The organism is Curtobacterium citreum (assembly GCF_006715175.1).
GTDB classification, from domain to species: Bacteria; Actinomycetota; Actinomycetes; order Actinomycetales; family Microbacteriaceae; genus Curtobacterium; species Curtobacterium citreum.
Genome location: NZ_VFMQ01000001.1, coordinates 225,067 through 240,397, shown reverse-complemented (window position 1 = coordinate 240,397; position 15,331 = coordinate 225,067). Strand labels below are relative to the sequence as shown.

Sequence of the window (15,331 nt, the reverse complement as noted above, 5' to 3'; positions counted from 1 at the left end):
GGATGTGCGCGGGCTCCTGAGGGTCTTCCCACACACGCGGTCACGGTAGGATACCGGCCATGGCCAAGGACAAGGACCGCACCAAGCCCGCCCGGAGGACCCGAGCCGACTCGGTCGACACGGCGGGGGACCAGCCCAACCCCGTGTGGTTCAAGCCCGTCATGTTCGGGTTCATGCTCGTCGGGCTCGCCTGGGTCATCGTCTTCTACATCTCGAACACGACCCTGCCGGTGCCGTCCCTTGGTTCGTGGAACATCCTCATCGGGTTCGGAATCATGTTCGTCGGCTTCCTGATGACCACCCGCTGGCGCTAGTCACCCCACCCGTACACGACGCCCGTCGGACCCTGCACGGTCCGGCGGGCGTCGTCGTTCGTCCAGCCCTCGGCTTGCCACGTCCTGTCCACAGGCGGAGCGGGCCCGAGGACGCGCTCTCCACATCGAGCAGCCCCTTCTCCACAGTTCTCCACACTTTCCACACGGACATCCACACCACGATCCCCGAGTTATCCACACCTGATTCCACAGTGGGGATAATCACACGCGTGTAACTCACCGACTTGTCCACAGCTGTGGAGAAATTGCGCCGGTCGTGTGGAAAAGCCGCTCCGCGACGGTCAGTACGGCGAACGCCCCGCCGCACCAGGGGGTGCGACGGGGCGTCAGGCGGTTCGGACGGGTGCGACTCAGCGGAGCAGGCCGTACCCGCCGATGGCGACGTAGGCCGCCGCGATGGCGCCGAGCAGGACGACCGCCTCGGCGACGAGCAGGCCGATCTGCAGCCCGCGCTGCTTGACGTTCCGCGTCCGCGCGAACACGAGCCCGGTCAGGAAGCCGATCACGATTCCACCGACGTGTGCCTGCCACGAGATGTTCGTCCCGGGCAGGAAGCCGACGAGCAGGTTCAACCCCATCACGACGAGCAGCTGGACGGCGTTGTACCCGAGGCTGCGCTGGATGATGAAGAACGCCGCGAACAGACCGAAGATCGCGCCGGACGCCCCGACCACCGGCGTCCCGGGAGTCAGGAACGACACTGCGACGTCGCCGCCGAGGCCCGCGAGGAAGTACAGCGCGAGGAAGCGCCACGTCCCGAGCAGGTTCTCGAGGATCCGGCCGAAGATGTACACCGCGAACATGTTGAAGGCGATGTGCAGGATCGAGGAGTGGACGAACAGCCCTGTGACGATCCGCCACGGCTGCGTGCCGACGAGGGGCGTGTAGTACGCGAACCACGTCGTGAAGAACCGACCGGTGATCTGGTCGAGCAGCCAGATGACCACCGACACCGCGATGATGACGACGGTGGCCTTCTGGTCGAGCATGGCGAAGCGGCGGCGGGCGACCGTCAGGCCGCTCGCCGCCCCCGACGCACGTCGGTTCGCCGTGTAGGCCGCGCGCTGCTCACGCACGCACTCCGGGCAGTGCACGCCGACCGCTGCCGGCGTCTGGCACTCGGTGCAGACCGTCCGCCCGCACCGCTGGCACAGGATGAAGCTCTGCCGGTCCGGGTGCCGGTAGCAGTAGTCGGCGCGGTTCGCGGCCTGGTCCGTCACCGAGCTCAGACGTCCTCGACGTCGATGCTCTGGATGACGACGTCCTCGACGGGCTTGTCGCGACCGTCGGTGGCGACGCCCTCGATCGCGTCGACGACGGCGCGGGACTCGTCGTCCGCGACCTCACCGAAGATGGTGTGCTTGCCCTGCAGCCACGGGGTGGCAACGGTCGTGATGAAGAACTGCGAGCCGTTCGTGCCGCGGCCACCCTGGATGCCGGCGTTCGCCATCGCGAGGATGTACGGCTCCTGGAAGGTCAGCTCGGGGTGGATCTCGTCGTCGAACCGGTAGCCGGGGCCGCCGATGCCCTGACCGAGCGGGTCGCCGCCCTGGATCATGAAGTCCTTGATGATGCGGTGGAAGACGACACCGTCGTAGAGCTTGTCGGTGGAGACCTTGCCGGTGCCGGGGTGCGTCCACTCCTGCTTGCCCGTCGCGAGGTCGACGAAGTTCTTGACGGTCTTCGGGGCGTGGTTGCCGAACAGGTTGACGCGGATGTCGCCCTTGTTCGTGTGGATCGTTGCGACAGCGGTGTGCAGAGACATGTTCCGATTCTCGCATGTACGGCTGACGGTGACACGGATCACACAGCAGAGGCTCCGTGACCTGTCAGGCGTCGCGGTGGCAGGATGGGGACACGCCGATCCGATGGAGGTACCAGATGACGACGATCGAGATCCCGCGCAAGCGTCGGAAGCAGATCAAGAAGCTCAAGGGCAAGACCGCCTCGCTCCTCGGCGAGCAGCGCAAGGTCCTCGAGCATGCGAACGCGATCCTCGCCGAGGCCCGCTCGCACGCTGCCGACGCAGCCCGCAAGGACATCGCGCCCCGCGTGCAGAACGCGATCGACAACGGGATCCGTCCCGCGGTCGCCACGAGCGTGCACGCTGCGACCTCTGCCGCGCAGAACGCCTCGCACCGCTTCCAGACCGAGGTCGTCCCCGGCCTGGTCGCGACTGCCGGCTCGGTCCTCAGCGTGAAGGACCTCGCGAAGGACCCGCGCGTCAAGAAGATCGTGAAGGACGCCCAGAAGAAGGGCAAGAAGGCCAAGAAGGCCGCCGCGAAGTACACGCCCGGACACCAGAAGAAGGGCCTCGGCTTCGGTGGGGTCGCCCTGATCGTGGTCGGTGTCGTCGCGGTCGCCGGTGCGGCCTACGCTGCGTACCAGACGCTCCGCGCGGACGACGACCTCTGGGTCGCCGACGACGCGGACACGGCGGAGAAGCCCGCCGCCTGACCTCCTCGGTTCGTACGAAGGGCCCCGGCACACGCCGGGGCCCTTCGTCGTCCCCGCCGACGGGTCCGCAACACCCCCGAGCGCGCCACGTCGAAGCGCCGCAACACTCCGCACGAAGCGCTCCGGGGTGCCAATCAGAGCCCGCGGCGACCCCGAGATGCCGCAATTTCGGAACCTCGACGAGGACACCCGAGGGTGCCGCGCGCGCGGGACGCTCCCATCGCGGAGCGGCGCGCCGAAGGCGCTGACAAGCACAGAACGAAGCCCCTGGGAAGCCACGAAGTGGCGACCAGGGGCTTCTGCGAGTGGAGCCTAGGAGAATCGAACTCCTGACATCCTGCTTGCAAAGCAGGCGCTCTACCAACTGAGCTAAGGCCCCGGAGCGTCCAGCGTACTGGACGGGGAGTGGATGGTGGGGCTACAAGGACTTGAACCTTGGACCTCTTCGTTATCAGCGAAGCGCTCTAACCGCCTGAGCTATAGCCCCTCAGACCGGATGAAAGCCTACCGTACCGATCCCGAAGTGCGAAATCGAGCGGCGGATGCCATCCGGCCGGGTGTGTCAGTTGTTCGTGAAGCCGACGAGCAGGCCGCCGGTGATCCGCACGCTGAGGTTGTAGAGGACGCTCACGATCGCGCCGAGCACGGTGCCGACGACCACGTTGAGGATGCCCACCACGACGGAGAACCCGAGCACCTGGCCCAGCGAGAACTGGTCCATGATCGAGTAGTTGTTCTGCCCGGTGACGTCCTTCAGCAGGGAGTCCACCTGGGTGAACACGCCCGTCTGGTTCAGGATGACCCACACCAGCGCCGTGGCGACGACGATCACGATGGACCCGGCCAGGGCGATGAGGAAGGACAGCTTCACCATCGACCAGAAGTCGAGGTACACGAGCCGCAGCCGCACCTGACGGGTGCCGACGGGCCGCTTCGCCTTCTTCTGGAGCTTCTCGGCGACACTACTCATTGGTTGACTGGTCCTCTCCGGCCACGGTCTCGGTCGGTTCGGGGGCCGCTTCGTCAGGGCTGACCGTCTCCACCGGGCCCGCGGGCTCGATCTCGGCGTCGTCCTGGTCGTCCAGGTTCCGCTCACTGTTCCGGGCCACCGCGATGATCCGGTCGTTCTCCGCGAACCTCGCGAAGACCACACCCATCGTGTCGCGACCCTTGGCGGGCACCTCGGACACGGCAGACCTTACCACCTTGCCCGATTGCAGCACGACGAGCACCTCGTCGTCCTCACCGACGATGAGAGCGCCCACGAGGTCGCCCCGGTCGGCGGCCAACTTGGCGACCTTGATGCCGAGACCGCCGCGGCCCTGGACCCGGTACTGGTCGACACCGGTGCGCTTGGCGTAGCCGCCCTCGGTCATCACCCAGACGTAGCCGTCGTCCGAGACGACCCGAGCCGCGAGCAGCGCGTCGTCGTCGCGGAAGGACATCCCCTTCACGCCCGAGGTCGACCGCCCCATCGGGCGGAGGGTGTCGTTCGTCGCGGTGAAGCGCAGCGACATGCCGTGCTTCGACACGAGGAGCAGGTCGTCGGTCTCGTCGACGAGCAGCGCCTGGACGAGCTTGTCGCCGTCGCGCAGGTTGATCGCGATGATGCCGCCGGTGCGGTTCGTGTCGTACTCGGTCAGCGCGGTCTTCTTCACGAGGCCCTGCGAGGTCGCGAGCACGAGGTACTGCGCGGCTTCGTAGTCGCGGATGTCGAGCACCTGCTGGATCTGCTCGTCGGGCTGCATCGCGAGCAGGTTGGCGACGTGCTGGCCCTTCGCGTCTCGGCCGCCCTCCTGCAGTTCGTACGCCTTCGCCCGGTAGACGCGACCCTGGTCGGTCAGGAACAGCAGCCAGTGGTGCGTCGTCGTGACGAAGAAGTGCTCGACGATGTCGTCCGCGCGGAGCTGGGCGCCCTTCACGCCGCGGCCGCCGCGGTGCTGCGAGCGGTAGTTGTCGCTCCGCGTGCGCTTGACGTAGCCGCCGCGGGTGATGGTGACGACCATCTCCTCTTCGGGGATGAGGTCCTCGATGGACATGTCGCCGTCGTACCCGAGCAGGATCTCGCTGCGGCGGTCGTCACCGAAGCGGTCGACGATCTCGGCCAGTTCCTCGCCGATGATCGTGCGCTGGCGGGTCTCCGACGCCAGGATGTCCTGGAAGTCGGCGATCCTCCGCTCGAGCTCGTCGGCCTCGTCGTGGATCTTCTGGCGCTCGAGGGCGGCCAGGCGACGGAGCTGCAGCTCGAGGATCGCGCGCGCCTGGATCTCGTCGACGCTGAGCAGGTCCATCAGCCCGGTGCGGGCTTCCTCGACGTCGGGCGAGCGGCGGATGAGCGCGATGACCTCGTCGAGGGCGTCGAGCGCGGCGAGGTAGCCCCGCAGGATGTGCGCACGCTTCTCGGCCTCGCGCAGGCGGTACTGGGTCCGACGCACGATGACGTCGATCTGGTGGTCGACCCACGCCGAGATGAACCCGTCGAGCGCCAGGGTGCGGGGGACCCCGTCGACGATCGCGAGCATGTTCGCGCCGAAGTTCTCCTGCAGCTGCGTGTGCTTGTACAGGTTGTTCAGCACGACCTTCGCCACGGCGTCGCGCTTCAGCACGATCACCAGGCGCTGGCCGGTGCGGCCGGAGGTCTCGTCGCGGATGTCCGCGATGCCGGCGAGCTTGCCGTCCTTCACGCCCTCGGCGATCTTGATCGCGAGGTTGTCCGGGTTCACCTGGTACGGCAGCTCGGTGACGACCAGGCACGTGCGGCCCTGGATCTCCTCGACGTTGACGACCGCGCGCATCGTGATCGAGCCACGACCGGTCCGGTAGGCGTCCTGGATGCCCTTGGTGCCGAGGATCTGGGCGCCGGTCGGGAAGTCCGGACCCTTGATCCGCTGCATGAGCGCCCCGAGGAGTTCCTCGCGGGTGGCGTCCGGGTGCTCGAGTGCCCACTGGGCGCCGGCGGCCACCTCGCGCAGGTTGTGCGGCGGGATGTTCGTCGCCATGCCGACCGCGATGCCGACCGACCCGTTGACGAGCAGGTTCGGGAAGCGCGCCGGCAGGATCGACGGCTCCTGGGTGCGGCCGTCGTAGTTGTCCTGGAAGTCGACGGTGTCCTCGTCGATGTCCCGGACCATCTCCATGGCGAGCGGCGCCATCTTGGTCTCGGTGTACCGCGGGGCGGCGGCGCCGTCGTTGCCCGGCGAGCCGAAGTTGCCCTGGCCGAGCGCGAGCGGGTACCGGAGCGACCACGGCTGCACCAGGCGCACGAGGGCGTCGTAGATGGCGCTGTCACCATGCGGGTGGAACTGCCCCATCACGTCGCCGACGACGCGCGAGCACTTCGAGAACGCGCGGTCCGGGCGGTAGCCGCCGTCGAACATCGCGTAGATCACGCGACGGTGCACCGGCTTCAGGCCGTCGCGGACCTCGGGCAGGGCGCGTCCGACGATGACGGACATCGCGTAGTCGAGGTACGACCGCTGCATCTCGAGCTGCAGGTCGACCTGCGAGATGCGGTCACCGGAGACGACGATGTCGCCGGAGTCGCCGTGCACGATCTCGGGCTGCTCGTCGTTCGTCTCGTTGTCGTCAGCCATGTGGCCTGGTCACCTTTCTGCACTGCCTGGAGGCAGGGGTTCCGTCGGTCGCGCCGGGCGCGACCACAGGTGGTCGGGACTGGTCGACGCGGCTGGCACCGCGCCTCCAGGCCGGGATCAGATGTCGAGCCTGTTCAGATGTCCAAGAACCGGACGTCCTTGGCGTTCTGCTGGATGAACTGGCGACGCGACTCGACGTCCTCGCCCATGAGCGTCGCGAAGACGCTGTCCACCGCCGCCGCGTCCTCGAGCGTGACCTGCAGGAGCGTCCGGGTGTCCGGGTTCATCGTGGTGTCCCACAGCTCCTTGTAGTCCATCTCGCCCAGACCCTTGTAACGCTGGATCCCGTTGTCCTTGGGGATGCGCTTGCCGGCGGCCAGGCCGGCGGTCATCAGCGCGTCGCGCTCCCGGTCGCTGAACACGTACTCGTGCGCCGAGTTCGACCACTTCAGGCGGTACAGCGGCGGCTGCGCGAGGTACACGTAGCCGCGCTCGATGAGCGGCCGCATGTAGCGGAACAGCAGCGTGAGCAGCAGCGTCGTGATGTGCTGGCCGTCGACGTCGGCATCGGCCATCAGCACGATCTTGTGGTACCGGGCCTTGTCCGGGTCGAAGTCCTCACCGATGCCGGCGCCGAACGCCGTGATCATCGACTGGATCTCCTGGTTCGCGAGCGCGCGGTCGAGCCGGGCCTTCTCGACGTTCAGGATCTTCCCGCGCAGCGGGAGGATCGCCTGGGTCATGGGGTTGCGCCCCTGGACCGCCGAGCCGCCGGCCGAGTCGCCCTCGACCATGAAGATCTCGGAGACCGTCGGGTCCTTCGACTGGCAGTCCTTGAGCTTGCCGGGCATGCCGCCCGACTCGAGCAGCCCCTTGCGGCGGGTGGTCTCACGCGCCTTGCGGGCGGCGATGCGCGCCTGCGAGGCCTGGATCGCCTTGCGGATGACGTCGCGCGCCTGCGTGGGGTTGCGGTCGAACCAGTCGGCGAGCTCGGTGCCGACGACCCGCTGGACGAAGGACTTCGCCTCGGTGTTGCCGAGCTTCGTCTTCGTCTGGCCCTCGAACTGCGGCTCGCCGAGCTTCACGGAGATGACGGCCGTCAGGCCTTCGCGGATGTCGTCACCCGTGAGGTTGTCGTCCTTCTCCTTGATGATCTTGGCCTCGCGCGCGTAGCGGTTCACCAGCGAGGTCAGCGCGGCGCGGAAGCCCTCTTCGTGGGTACCACCCTCGTGCGTGTTGATCGTGTTCGCGAAGGTGTGGACGCTCTCCTGGTACGAGGTGTTCCACTGCATCGCGAGCTCGAGCGCGATCTTGCGGTCGGTGTCCTCGGCCTCGATGGCGATGACGTCCGGGTGGACCAGGTCGGCCTTCTTCTGCGAGTTCAGGTACTCGACGTAGTCCGGCAGGCCGCGCTCGTACCGGAAGGAGTCCTTGCGCGACTCCTCGCCTTCGTCCGGGGTGCGCTCGTCGCGCAGGCTGATCCGCAGGCCCTTGTTGAGGAAGGCCATCTGCTGGAAGCGCGTGCGGAGCGTCTCGTAGTCGAACTCGACGGTCTCGAAGATGTCGGCGTTCGGCCAGAAGGTGATCGTGGTGCCGGTCTCGTCCGTGGCTTCGTCCTGCGACACCGGGGCCACGGGCACGCCGTCGGTGTAGCTCTGGCGCCACACGTGACCCTGTCGCCGGACCTCGACGTCGAGCTCGGAGCTGAGCGCGTTCACGACCGAGGAGCCGACGCCGTGCAGACCACCGGAGACCGCGTACCCGCCGCCGCCGAACTTGCCGCCGGCGTGCAGGACGGTCAGCACGACCTGGAGCGTCGAGACGCCCTCGGCCGCGTGCACGTCGACCGGGATGCCGCGGCCGTTGTCGACGACGCGGACGCCACCGTCCTCGCGGATGGTGACGTCGATCGTGTCGCAGTAGCCCGCGAGGGCCTCGTCGACGGAGTTGTCGACGATCTCCTGCACGAGGTGGTGCAGACCGCGCGGGCCCGTCGAACCGATGTACATGCCGGGGCGCTTGCGGACGGCTTCGAGCCCCTCGAGCACCTGGATCTGATCTGCGCCGTACGATGGTTCCGACTGCGGAGCCTGTTCGGTCTCGCCCTGCGGGATCGTCCGGTCGTCGTCAGATTCTGCTGCCATGTCGTAGGTGCTCCTGCCTGCGCGCGGAACACCCGCACACTGCACTCCCCAGTCTACCGCAGGGACCCCCCTCCTCGAGGGCGTATCCGGCCCCCAGACGGGCTTTTTTCGTCCCTGAGGACGATTTCGTCTGGCTAGCCGTAGGTGTCGCGGGGGCCGCGCCCCTGAACGGTCCTGGGACCGCGTTTCCACGTGGGGACGTCCGGCCCGGAAACCCGGATGGACTGTACGCCCGCCTCCGGGTGCCGCTCGGCGATGGTCGTCGTGATGGTCGACCGCATCAGCCGGAGCTGCGTCGCCCACGCCGTCGAGTCGCAGCGGATGACGAGTGCGCCGTCGTCGATGGTCATGGGCCGGGAGTGCTTCGCGAGCTCGTCGCCGACCACGGCGGGCCAGTCCACGAAGAGCTCGGAGCGGGCGAGGGGTTCGGTCCAGCCGAGCTCGGCGGCCAGCGAGCCGACGACGTCGCCCAGGCCGCGGGGCTCGCGCCCCTTGCCGTACGGGACGGTGTCGGCGTCGAGTTCGCGGGCCCGCCGGCGGCGGGCGTCGACGGTGCGGAGCGACGGGTCCCCGTAGACCGCGCGCAGGTGGCGGTAGACCCGGGCGGGCTCGGTGGGCTTGACGGGCTTCGGCATCAGACGCCGTCGACCGTCGTGCTCGGGGCGGTCGGACTGGAGGCACGGCTCGCGTCCGCCCCGTCGGTCACGATGGTGCCCGCCGCGATCCGGACGGTGTGTGCCGCGAGCTGCTCCGGCACGTCGCCGAACACGGCCGCGGTGATGAGCACCTGCTCGTAGTCGGCGACCGCGCCGGCCAGGCGCTCCCTGCGGGACTCGTCGAGTTCGGCGAACACGTCGTCGAGGATGATGATCGGGTCCCCCAGCGAGGACTCCGCCCGGAGCACGGCGGCACTGGCGAGCTGGACGGCCAGTGCGAAGGACCACGATTCACCGTGTGAGGCGTAACCACGCGCAGGTAACCCGTTGAGCTGGAACAGGACGTCGTCGCGGTGCGGCCCGACGAGGGTGAGTCCGCGGTCGAGTTCGTCCCGTCGACGCCGCTCGAGGGCGGCCCGGAAGGCATCGGCCGCCGCGGTGACCGAGACCGGCTCGTCCGGGGTGCCGAGCACGGGATCGGTCGCCGCCGCGTCCTCGGGGTCGCCGCCGCGCACGCTCAGGACGCCGGCGATGCTCGCCTCGTGGCGTTCACCGGCGACGGTCGCGTAGGCCTCGGTGACGAAGGGGGCGAGTCGCCGGGTCAGGTGGTCGCGTGCGGCGATGATCTCGGCGCCGAACGCGACGAGGCGTTCGTCCCAGACGTCGAGCGTCGCGAGCGACCCGGACCGTGACCCGGTGGCTCGCGCGGACTTCAGCAGGGTGTTGCGCTGGCGGAGCGTCCGGTCGTAGTCGGCGAGCACGCCCTGCATGCGCGGGGCGATCTGGCCGAGGAGCTCGTCGAGCATGCGTCGCCGGCCAGAGGGTTCGCCGCGGACGAGGGCGAGGTCCTCGGGGGCGAACAGCACGCTCGTGCAGTAGCGCGGAAGCTCGCGGGGCTTGATCGCGGCGCGGTTCACCTGCGCCCGGTTCGAGCCGGTGCGGTTGATCTGCACCTCGGCGAGGATGCTGCGGTCCTCGTGGGCGAGGCGCGCGCGGACGATCGCGGCATCGCAGCCCTGCCGGACGAGGGCGGCGTCGGTCGGGACCCGGTGCGACCCGAGGGTGGACAGGTACCCGATCGCCTCGACCAGGTTCGTCTTGCCCTGGCCGTTCCGTCCGACGAACAGGTTCGGCCCGCGTACGAGGTCGACCTCCGCCTCCCGGTAGTTCCGGAAGTCGGTGAGTTGCAGGTGGTCGACGTGCACGCGGGCCGAGACGAGCTCAGGTGGTTACCTGAACTACGCCTTCTTGACGGCGTGGCCGCCGAACTGGTTGCGGAGCGCCGCGACGGCCTTCATCGTCGGGGACTGGCTGCCCTGACGCGAGACGAAGCGGGCGAACATGGCCGCCGAGAGCGCGGGCATCGGCACCGCGAGCTCGATCGCCTCTTCGAGGGTCCAACGGCCCTCGCCGGAGTCGTCGACGTAGCCCTCGAGCTCGTCGAGCTTCGGGTCCTCGTTGATGGCGAGCACGAGCAGGTCGAGCAGCCAGGAACGGACGACCGTACCGCGCTGCCACCCGGCGAAGACCGCGGGGACGTCGTGGACGATGTCCTTGGCCTCGAGGAGCTCGTAGCCCTCGCCGTAGGCCTGCATGATCGCGTACTCGATGCCGTTGTGGACCATCTTGGCGTAGTGCCCGGCGCCGACACCGCCGGCGTGCGAGAAGCCCTCTTCGCGCGGGCCCTCGGGGCGGAGCGCGTCGAAGACCGGCATGGCGAACTCGACGTCCTCGGCCGCGCCGCCCACCATGAGGCCGTAGCCGTTGTCCTTGCCCCAGACGCCACCGGAGACACCGGCGTCCATGTAGCGGATGCCCTTGGCGTCGAGCTGCTTCGCGTGCACCTCGTCGTCGAGCCACTTCGAGTTGCCGCCGTCGATGACCAGGTCACCGGGGCTGAGGACCTCGGCGAGGTCCGTGATGACGTCGTCGGTGATCTTGCCGTGGGGGACCATGACCCACACGAGCTTCTTGCCCTCGGGCAGTGCGGCGGCGAGTGCGCCGAGGTCGGCGACGTCGGAGACGACGGGGTTCGCGTCGTACCCGGTGACCTCGATGCCTGCGTTGCGGAGACGGGCACGCATGTTGTTGCCCATGCGACCGAGGCCGACAAGACCGATGTGCATGATTTCCTCTTCTGTTCGTCGTCGCGCTGGTGCGTCGAGCACGTCAGCGCAGTGGTACGGCTGTTGCGCTCACCGCAGCAGGAGATTGGGCTGCAGCAGGTACCGGTATCCGTCCGTGGCCGGGGCCTCTTGCGAGGTCTGCCCGGTGATGAGCACCGGACCCGGCTTGTTGGGGTTCTCCGTCTTGGTGAAGGAGATGCGGACGAACTCGGAGTGCACCGCGTTCAACCCGTCCAGGAGGAAGGCGGGCTTCAGCGAGACCACCGTTTCCTCACCGGTCAGCAACGCACTGATCGACTCTGACGCCTGCGCTTGTTCGGAACCGATCGCCTCGAGCGTGAGCCCGTCGACCGAGAAGGAGAACCGGAGCGCCGCTTCGCGCTCCAGGACGAGGGAGACCCGTCGGACGGCCTCGACCAGTTCCGCGGTGTTGATCACCGCGTGGTCCTGGACCGTGTCGGGGAACAGCCGGCGGACCGGCGGGTAGTTGCCCTTGATGAGCAGGGAGGTGACGGTCTTGTCGTCGGCGTGGAACGCGATGAGCTCGCGGTCCGAGCTGCCCGAGATCGAGACCGAGACGGTGGACGCCGACCCGAAGGTGCGGCCGACTTCCTGCAGGGTGCGGGCCGGGACGAGGGCGTGCAGCGGCTCGGAGCCGACGCGGCCGGAGTCCCACGCGATCGTGCGGATCGCGACGCGGTACCGGTCGGTCGCCGTGAGCGAGAGGTCGTTGTCCCCGACCTCGAGCTGCACGCCGGTGATGACCGGGGTGACGTCGTCACGGCTCGCGGCGACGGCGACCTGGGAGACGGCCTCGGAGAACGCGTCGCCGGGGATCACGCCGGTCTGCTCGCCGATCTCCGGGAGCGTCGGGTACTCCTCGACCGGCATGGACAGCAGCGTGAAGTGCGCCGAACCGCAGGTGACCGAGATCTTGGTGTCCTCGGTCGTGAAGGTCACCGGGGCGTTCGGCAGTCGGCTCGCGATGTCGTTGAGCAGGCGGCCGGAGACCAGGACCGTGCCCGGGTCGTCGATCTGCGCCGTGATGGACGTCTGCGCCGAGACCTCGTAGTCGAAGGACGACAGCGTGAGACGGTCGCCTTCGGCGTGGATGAGGACACCGGACAGGATCGGGAGGGTCGTGCGCTGTGGGAGGAGCTTCACCGCGAAGGAGACGGCTTCGGAGAAGACGTCCCGGTTGACCTCGAACTTCACAGCTGGGACCCCTGTCGATCGGTTGGACTGTCCGGCCGCCCCATTGTGGCACAGCGGGAGGAGCGCCGGATTTCTTGTCATCCCGCCGTCCACAAGGTTGGCCCCTCCAACCAGATCGTTAACCAGGATCAATGGTGTTAACGCCTGTGCACAGTGTGGATAACTCTGTGCATCCCGCTTCTCCACAGGGAACTACACACGTGTGAGTTGTGAGTCGCGTGTTGGCGGCGTCTGGATGAACAAATCTCATCTATCCACTTCCATCCCCAGTCTCCACAGGCGGGGTCAGATCTGTGAACAACGCGACCGCGTGTCCTCCACAGTTATCCACAGGCTTTCCACACTGTGTGAATCTCGGCGCATGGAACCGTCTCAGATGGTGGATCATGGCTCGGGCGGGCTGATCCGGGATGGTGATCCGTGCCTCCAGGCCGCCCTTCCTGCGATCACGGAGGCGGGCGCGACGACGGACGCGAGCCCGGAGGCTCGCGTCGACGGCACGGATGCCGGTGCGGATCAGCGGTAGCGGCGGTCCTGCTTGATGCGGCTGGTCAGTTCGGTGACCTGGTTGGAGATCGACCGACGCTCCTTCGCAGGCGTCGGTGGTGCTGTCTCGGTGATCTGCGTCAGCGGTAGCGGCGGTCCTGCTTGATGCGGCTGGTCAGTTCGGTGACCTGGTTGTAGATCGACCGACGCTCCTTCATGAGCTCGGTGATCTTCTTGTTCGCGTACATCACGGTCGTGTGGTCGCGGTTGCCGAACAGCTGGCCGATCTTCGGCAGCGACAGGCTCGTCATCTCGCGGCAGAGGTACATCGCGATCTGCCGAGCCGTCGCGATCGCCTGCGAGCGGGAGGACCCGTAGAGGTCGTCCACGGAGAGCTTGAAGTACTCCGCGGTGTGGTTGATGATGTCCGTCGGCGCGATCACGTTGTCGTCGTCGAGCGTGATGAGGTCCTTCAGGACCGTCTGCACCAGGGCCATGTCGACGGCCGTCCGGTTGAGGCTCGCGAAGGCCGTGACGCGGATGAGCGTCCCCTCGAGCTCCCGGATGTTGCTCGACACCTTCGAGGCCATGAACTCGAGGATGTCGTCCGGCACCTGCAGGTGGTCGGACTGCGCCTTCTTCCGGAGGATCGCGATGCGCGTCTCCAGGTCCGGGGCCTGCACGTCGGTGATGAGGCCCCACTCGAAGCGCGAGCGCATCCGGTCCTCGAACCCGGTCAGGTGCTTCGGCGCGACGTCCGACGTGATGACGACCTGCTTGTTGTGGTCGTGCAGCGTGTTGAACGTGTGGAAGAAGGCCTCCTGCGTGGAGTCCTTGCCCTGCAGGAACTGGATGTCGTCGATCAGCAGGATGTCGATGTCGCGGTACCGCTGCTGGAACTGGTTCGAGCGGTTGTTCGCGATCGAGTTGATGAAGTCGTTCGTGAACTCCTCGCTCGACACGTACCGCACCCGGATCCCGGGGTAGAGGCTCTCGGCGTAGTGGCCGATCGCGTGCAGCAGGTGCGTCTTGCCGAGGCCGGAGTCGCCGTAGATGAAGAGCGGGTTGTACGCCTTCGCGGGGGCCTCGGCGACCGCGACCGCTGCGGCGTGCGCGAAGCGGTTCGAGGAGCCGATGACGAAGTTGTCGAAGTTGTACTTCGGGTTGAGCCGCGACTCCGGGCGACCGCTGGTTCCCGGGGCGTCGATCTGGCTCGGGACGAACGGCGCCTCGATGTACTGGCGGGGCGCGGCGCTCTGCTCGACCGGTTGCTGCACGGGCTCGGCGTACTCCGGGACGTGGCTCGGCACGACGGTGTCCACCCGGGGCTCCGACGCCATGTCCGGGTTGACCGTGATGGCGAAGTTCGCAACCGAGTCGTCACCGACGCGCGAGACGGCCTCGGTGATCGGGATCCGGATGCGCTGTTCGAGCATCCCGCGGGTCAGGTCGTTCGGGACCTCGAGGTAGAGGGTGCCGGCGAGGACGCCCTTCGGTTCGACCAGGTTGAGGAAGCCGTGCAGCTGCGGCGTGATGCGGTCGTCCTCCGACAGGAGGCCCAGGACGGAGGACCAGAGGTCCTCGACGGGATCGGCCGGCATCGTCATGTCGCGCTCGTCTCCTGCTTCGCTGTCGTGGTGTGGTCGGGTCTTCGGTGGTCAGGTGGTCAGGTGGTCGCTGTGCCGCGGCCGCCGCGGCTGGCTGCGCCCGGTCGTCTGGCCTCGCTCGGTCGTCTGACGCTGCTGGCCCCGTCGCCTGCCGGCGTGCTCGGGCGGTCGTGTCCGAGCGGCACCGTCGGGCCCGGACCACTGTCGCCCCGCGGCGGTGATCCACAGGGTTGTCCACAGTCCTGTCCACGTCGGTCCGGTGGCGGGCGGAGAGGTGACTCCCCCGTCGCTCCGCGGAACGGGCCGATCGATCACACCACTGTAAAGGGTCCGAGTGAATGGCACCGAACGCACGTTTTCCCCAATGTGGATGATGATCGTGCGCGCGCCCCGTCCGACGGGCTCCCCGGGACCGTTTGACCTGCTCGCCGCTGTCACGTACCGTTAACCAGTTGACTGCGGCCATTCGGTCGCGCCCATCGTGCTGTTCGATCCTGTCGAGCGGCTGTCCAGACATACGTGTCGGCTCGCGCTGAGCCAGTCCTCGAGCGCAGCCGTGTGGAGATCATCATGAGCAAGCGCACCTTCCAGCCGAACAACCGCCGCCGCGCCAAGAAGCACGGCTTCCGCGCCCGCATGCGCACCCGTGCCGGCCGCGCCATCCTCGCCGCGCGCCGTTCCAAGGGCCGCACCGAGCTCAGCGCCTGATCAG

At 68.0% G+C, this 15,331-nt stretch carries 13 protein-coding genes and 2 tRNA genes; 3 read left to right on the top strand and 12 right to left on the bottom strand.

Features of this window, described 5'->3' with window-relative positions; genetic code table 11:
* Positions 1–59 precede the first annotated feature (59 nt).
* On the top strand, positions 60–314 hold the full coding sequence (locus tag FB462_RS01200) for a cell division protein CrgA (protein WP_058741043.1): 255 nt from the start codon (positions 60–62) through the stop codon (positions 312–314).
* Between the two features lie 371 nt (positions 315–685).
* On the opposite strand, the gene FB462_RS01195 is transcribed toward FB462_RS01200, so the two are convergent.
* Together FB462_RS01195 and FB462_RS01190 are read right to left on the bottom strand one after the other, a co-directional pair.
* Positions 686–1,555, bottom strand: coding sequence for a rhomboid family intramembrane serine protease (locus tag FB462_RS01195; RefSeq protein WP_114851292.1), 870 nt, complete (start codon positions 1,553–1,555; stop codon positions 686–688).
* Between the two features lie 5 nt (positions 1,556–1,560).
* Positions 1,561–2,100 carry a peptidylprolyl isomerase gene (locus FB462_RS01190; protein WP_058741041.1) on the bottom strand — a complete coding sequence of 180 codons (540 nt, stop codon included), beginning with the start codon at positions 2,098–2,100 and terminating at the stop codon, positions 1,561–1,563.
* A gap of 116 nt (positions 2,101–2,216) precedes the next feature.
* Between FB462_RS01190 and FB462_RS01185 the strand changes: the two genes are divergently transcribed.
* On the top strand, positions 2,217–2,792 hold the full coding sequence (locus FB462_RS01185; RefSeq protein WP_058741040.1) for a hypothetical protein: 576 nt from the start codon (positions 2,217–2,219) through the stop codon (positions 2,790–2,792).
* A 306-nt stretch (positions 2,793–3,098) separates the two neighbouring features.
* Here FB462_RS01185 and FB462_RS01180 read toward each other — a convergent pair.
* The 10 genes from FB462_RS01180 to dnaA all read right to left on the bottom strand — a co-directional run bounded on the left by FB462_RS01180 (position 3,099) and on the right by dnaA (position 14,619).
* Positions 3,099–3,171, bottom strand: a tRNA-Ala gene (locus tag FB462_RS01180).
* Between the two features lie 31 nt (positions 3,172–3,202).
* Positions 3,203–3,279: transfer RNA gene (locus tag FB462_RS01175), tRNA-Ile, on the bottom strand.
* A 75-nt stretch (positions 3,280–3,354) separates the two neighbouring features.
* Positions 3,355–3,762 (bottom strand): DUF3566 domain-containing protein, encoded by a 408-nt coding sequence (locus FB462_RS01170; RefSeq protein ID WP_058741039.1) that lies wholly within the window; start codon positions 3,760–3,762, stop codon positions 3,355–3,357.
* Positions 3,755–6,385: a DNA gyrase subunit A gene (gyrA, locus tag FB462_RS01165; RefSeq protein WP_229666925.1), complete on the bottom strand. Its 2,631-nt coding sequence runs from the start codon at positions 6,383–6,385 to the stop codon at positions 3,755–3,757. The genes FB462_RS01170 and gyrA overlap by 8 nt, the downstream gene beginning before the upstream one ends.
* 134 nt (positions 6,386–6,519) lie before the next feature.
* Positions 6,520–8,529: a DNA topoisomerase (ATP-hydrolyzing) subunit B gene (gene gyrB, locus FB462_RS01160; protein ID WP_114851293.1), complete on the bottom strand. Its 2,010-nt coding sequence runs from the start codon at positions 8,527–8,529 to the stop codon at positions 6,520–6,522.
* Between the two features lie 134 nt (positions 8,530–8,663).
* Complete coding sequence (locus FB462_RS01155) at positions 8,664–9,164, bottom strand: DciA family protein (RefSeq protein WP_058741037.1); 501 nt, start codon at positions 9,162–9,164, stop codon at positions 8,664–8,666.
* Positions 9,164–10,390, bottom strand: coding sequence for a DNA replication/repair protein RecF (recF, locus tag FB462_RS01150; protein WP_114851294.1), 1,227 nt, complete (start codon positions 10,388–10,390; stop codon positions 9,164–9,166). The genes FB462_RS01155 and recF overlap by 1 nt, the downstream gene beginning before the upstream one ends.
* A gap of 33 nt (positions 10,391–10,423) precedes the next feature.
* Complete coding sequence (gene gnd / locus FB462_RS01145; protein WP_141859631.1) at positions 10,424–11,311, bottom strand: phosphogluconate dehydrogenase (NAD(+)-dependent, decarboxylating); 888 nt, start codon at positions 11,309–11,311, stop codon at positions 10,424–10,426.
* 69 nt (positions 11,312–11,380) lie between these two features.
* The gene (gene dnaN, locus FB462_RS01140; protein ID WP_058741034.1) at positions 11,381–12,526 is read right to left on the bottom strand and encodes a DNA polymerase III subunit beta; all 1,146 of its coding nucleotides are present in this window, start codon (positions 12,524–12,526) and stop codon (positions 11,381–11,383) included.
* 626 nt (positions 12,527–13,152) lie between these two features.
* Positions 13,153–14,619, bottom strand: coding sequence for a chromosomal replication initiator protein DnaA (dnaA, locus tag FB462_RS01135; protein WP_058741033.1), 1,467 nt, complete (start codon positions 14,617–14,619; stop codon positions 13,153–13,155).
* A gap of 570 nt (positions 14,620–15,189) precedes the next feature.
* Between dnaA and rpmH the strand changes: the two genes are divergently transcribed.
* The gene (rpmH, locus tag FB462_RS01130) at positions 15,190–15,327 is read left to right on the top strand and encodes a 50S ribosomal protein L34 (protein ID WP_019181680.1); all 138 of its coding nucleotides are present in this window, start codon (positions 15,190–15,192) and stop codon (positions 15,325–15,327) included.
* Positions 15,328–15,331: the final 4 nt, after the last annotated feature.

Bases quoted from the DNA above. Each gene is read 5' to 3' on its own strand.
- FB462_RS01155 (WP_058741037.1), bottom strand. From the start codon at position 9,164: ATGCCGAAGCCCGTCAAGCCCACCGAGCCCGCCCGGGTCTACCGCCAC.
- rpmH (WP_019181680.1), top strand. From the start codon at position 15,190: ATGAGCAAGCGCACCTTCCAGCCGAACAACCGCCGCCGCGCCAAGAAG.
- FB462_RS01185 (WP_058741040.1), top strand. From the start codon at position 2,217: ATGACGACGATCGAGATCCCGCGCAAGCGTCGGAAGCAGATCAAGAAG.
- dnaA (WP_058741033.1), bottom strand. From the start codon at position 14,619: ATGACGATGCCGGCCGATCCCGTCGAGGACCTCTGGTCCTCCGTCCTG.
- gnd (WP_141859631.1), bottom strand. From the start codon at position 11,311: ATGCACATCGGTCTTGTCGGCCTCGGTCGCATGGGCAACAACATGCGT.
- FB462_RS01190 (WP_058741041.1), bottom strand. From the start codon at position 2,100: ATGTCTCTGCACACCGCTGTCGCAACGATCCACACGAACAAGGGCGAC.
- FB462_RS01170 (WP_058741039.1), bottom strand. From the start codon at position 3,762: ATGAGTAGTGTCGCCGAGAAGCTCCAGAAGAAGGCGAAGCGGCCCGTC.
- gyrA (WP_229666925.1), bottom strand. From the start codon at position 6,385: ATGGCTGACGACAACGAGACGAACGACGAGCAGCCCGAGATCGTGCAC.
- gyrB (WP_114851293.1), bottom strand. From the start codon at position 8,529: ATGGCAGCAGAATCTGACGACGACCGGACGATCCCGCAGGGCGAGACC.
- FB462_RS01200 (WP_058741043.1), top strand. From the start codon at position 60: ATGGCCAAGGACAAGGACCGCACCAAGCCCGCCCGGAGGACCCGAGCC.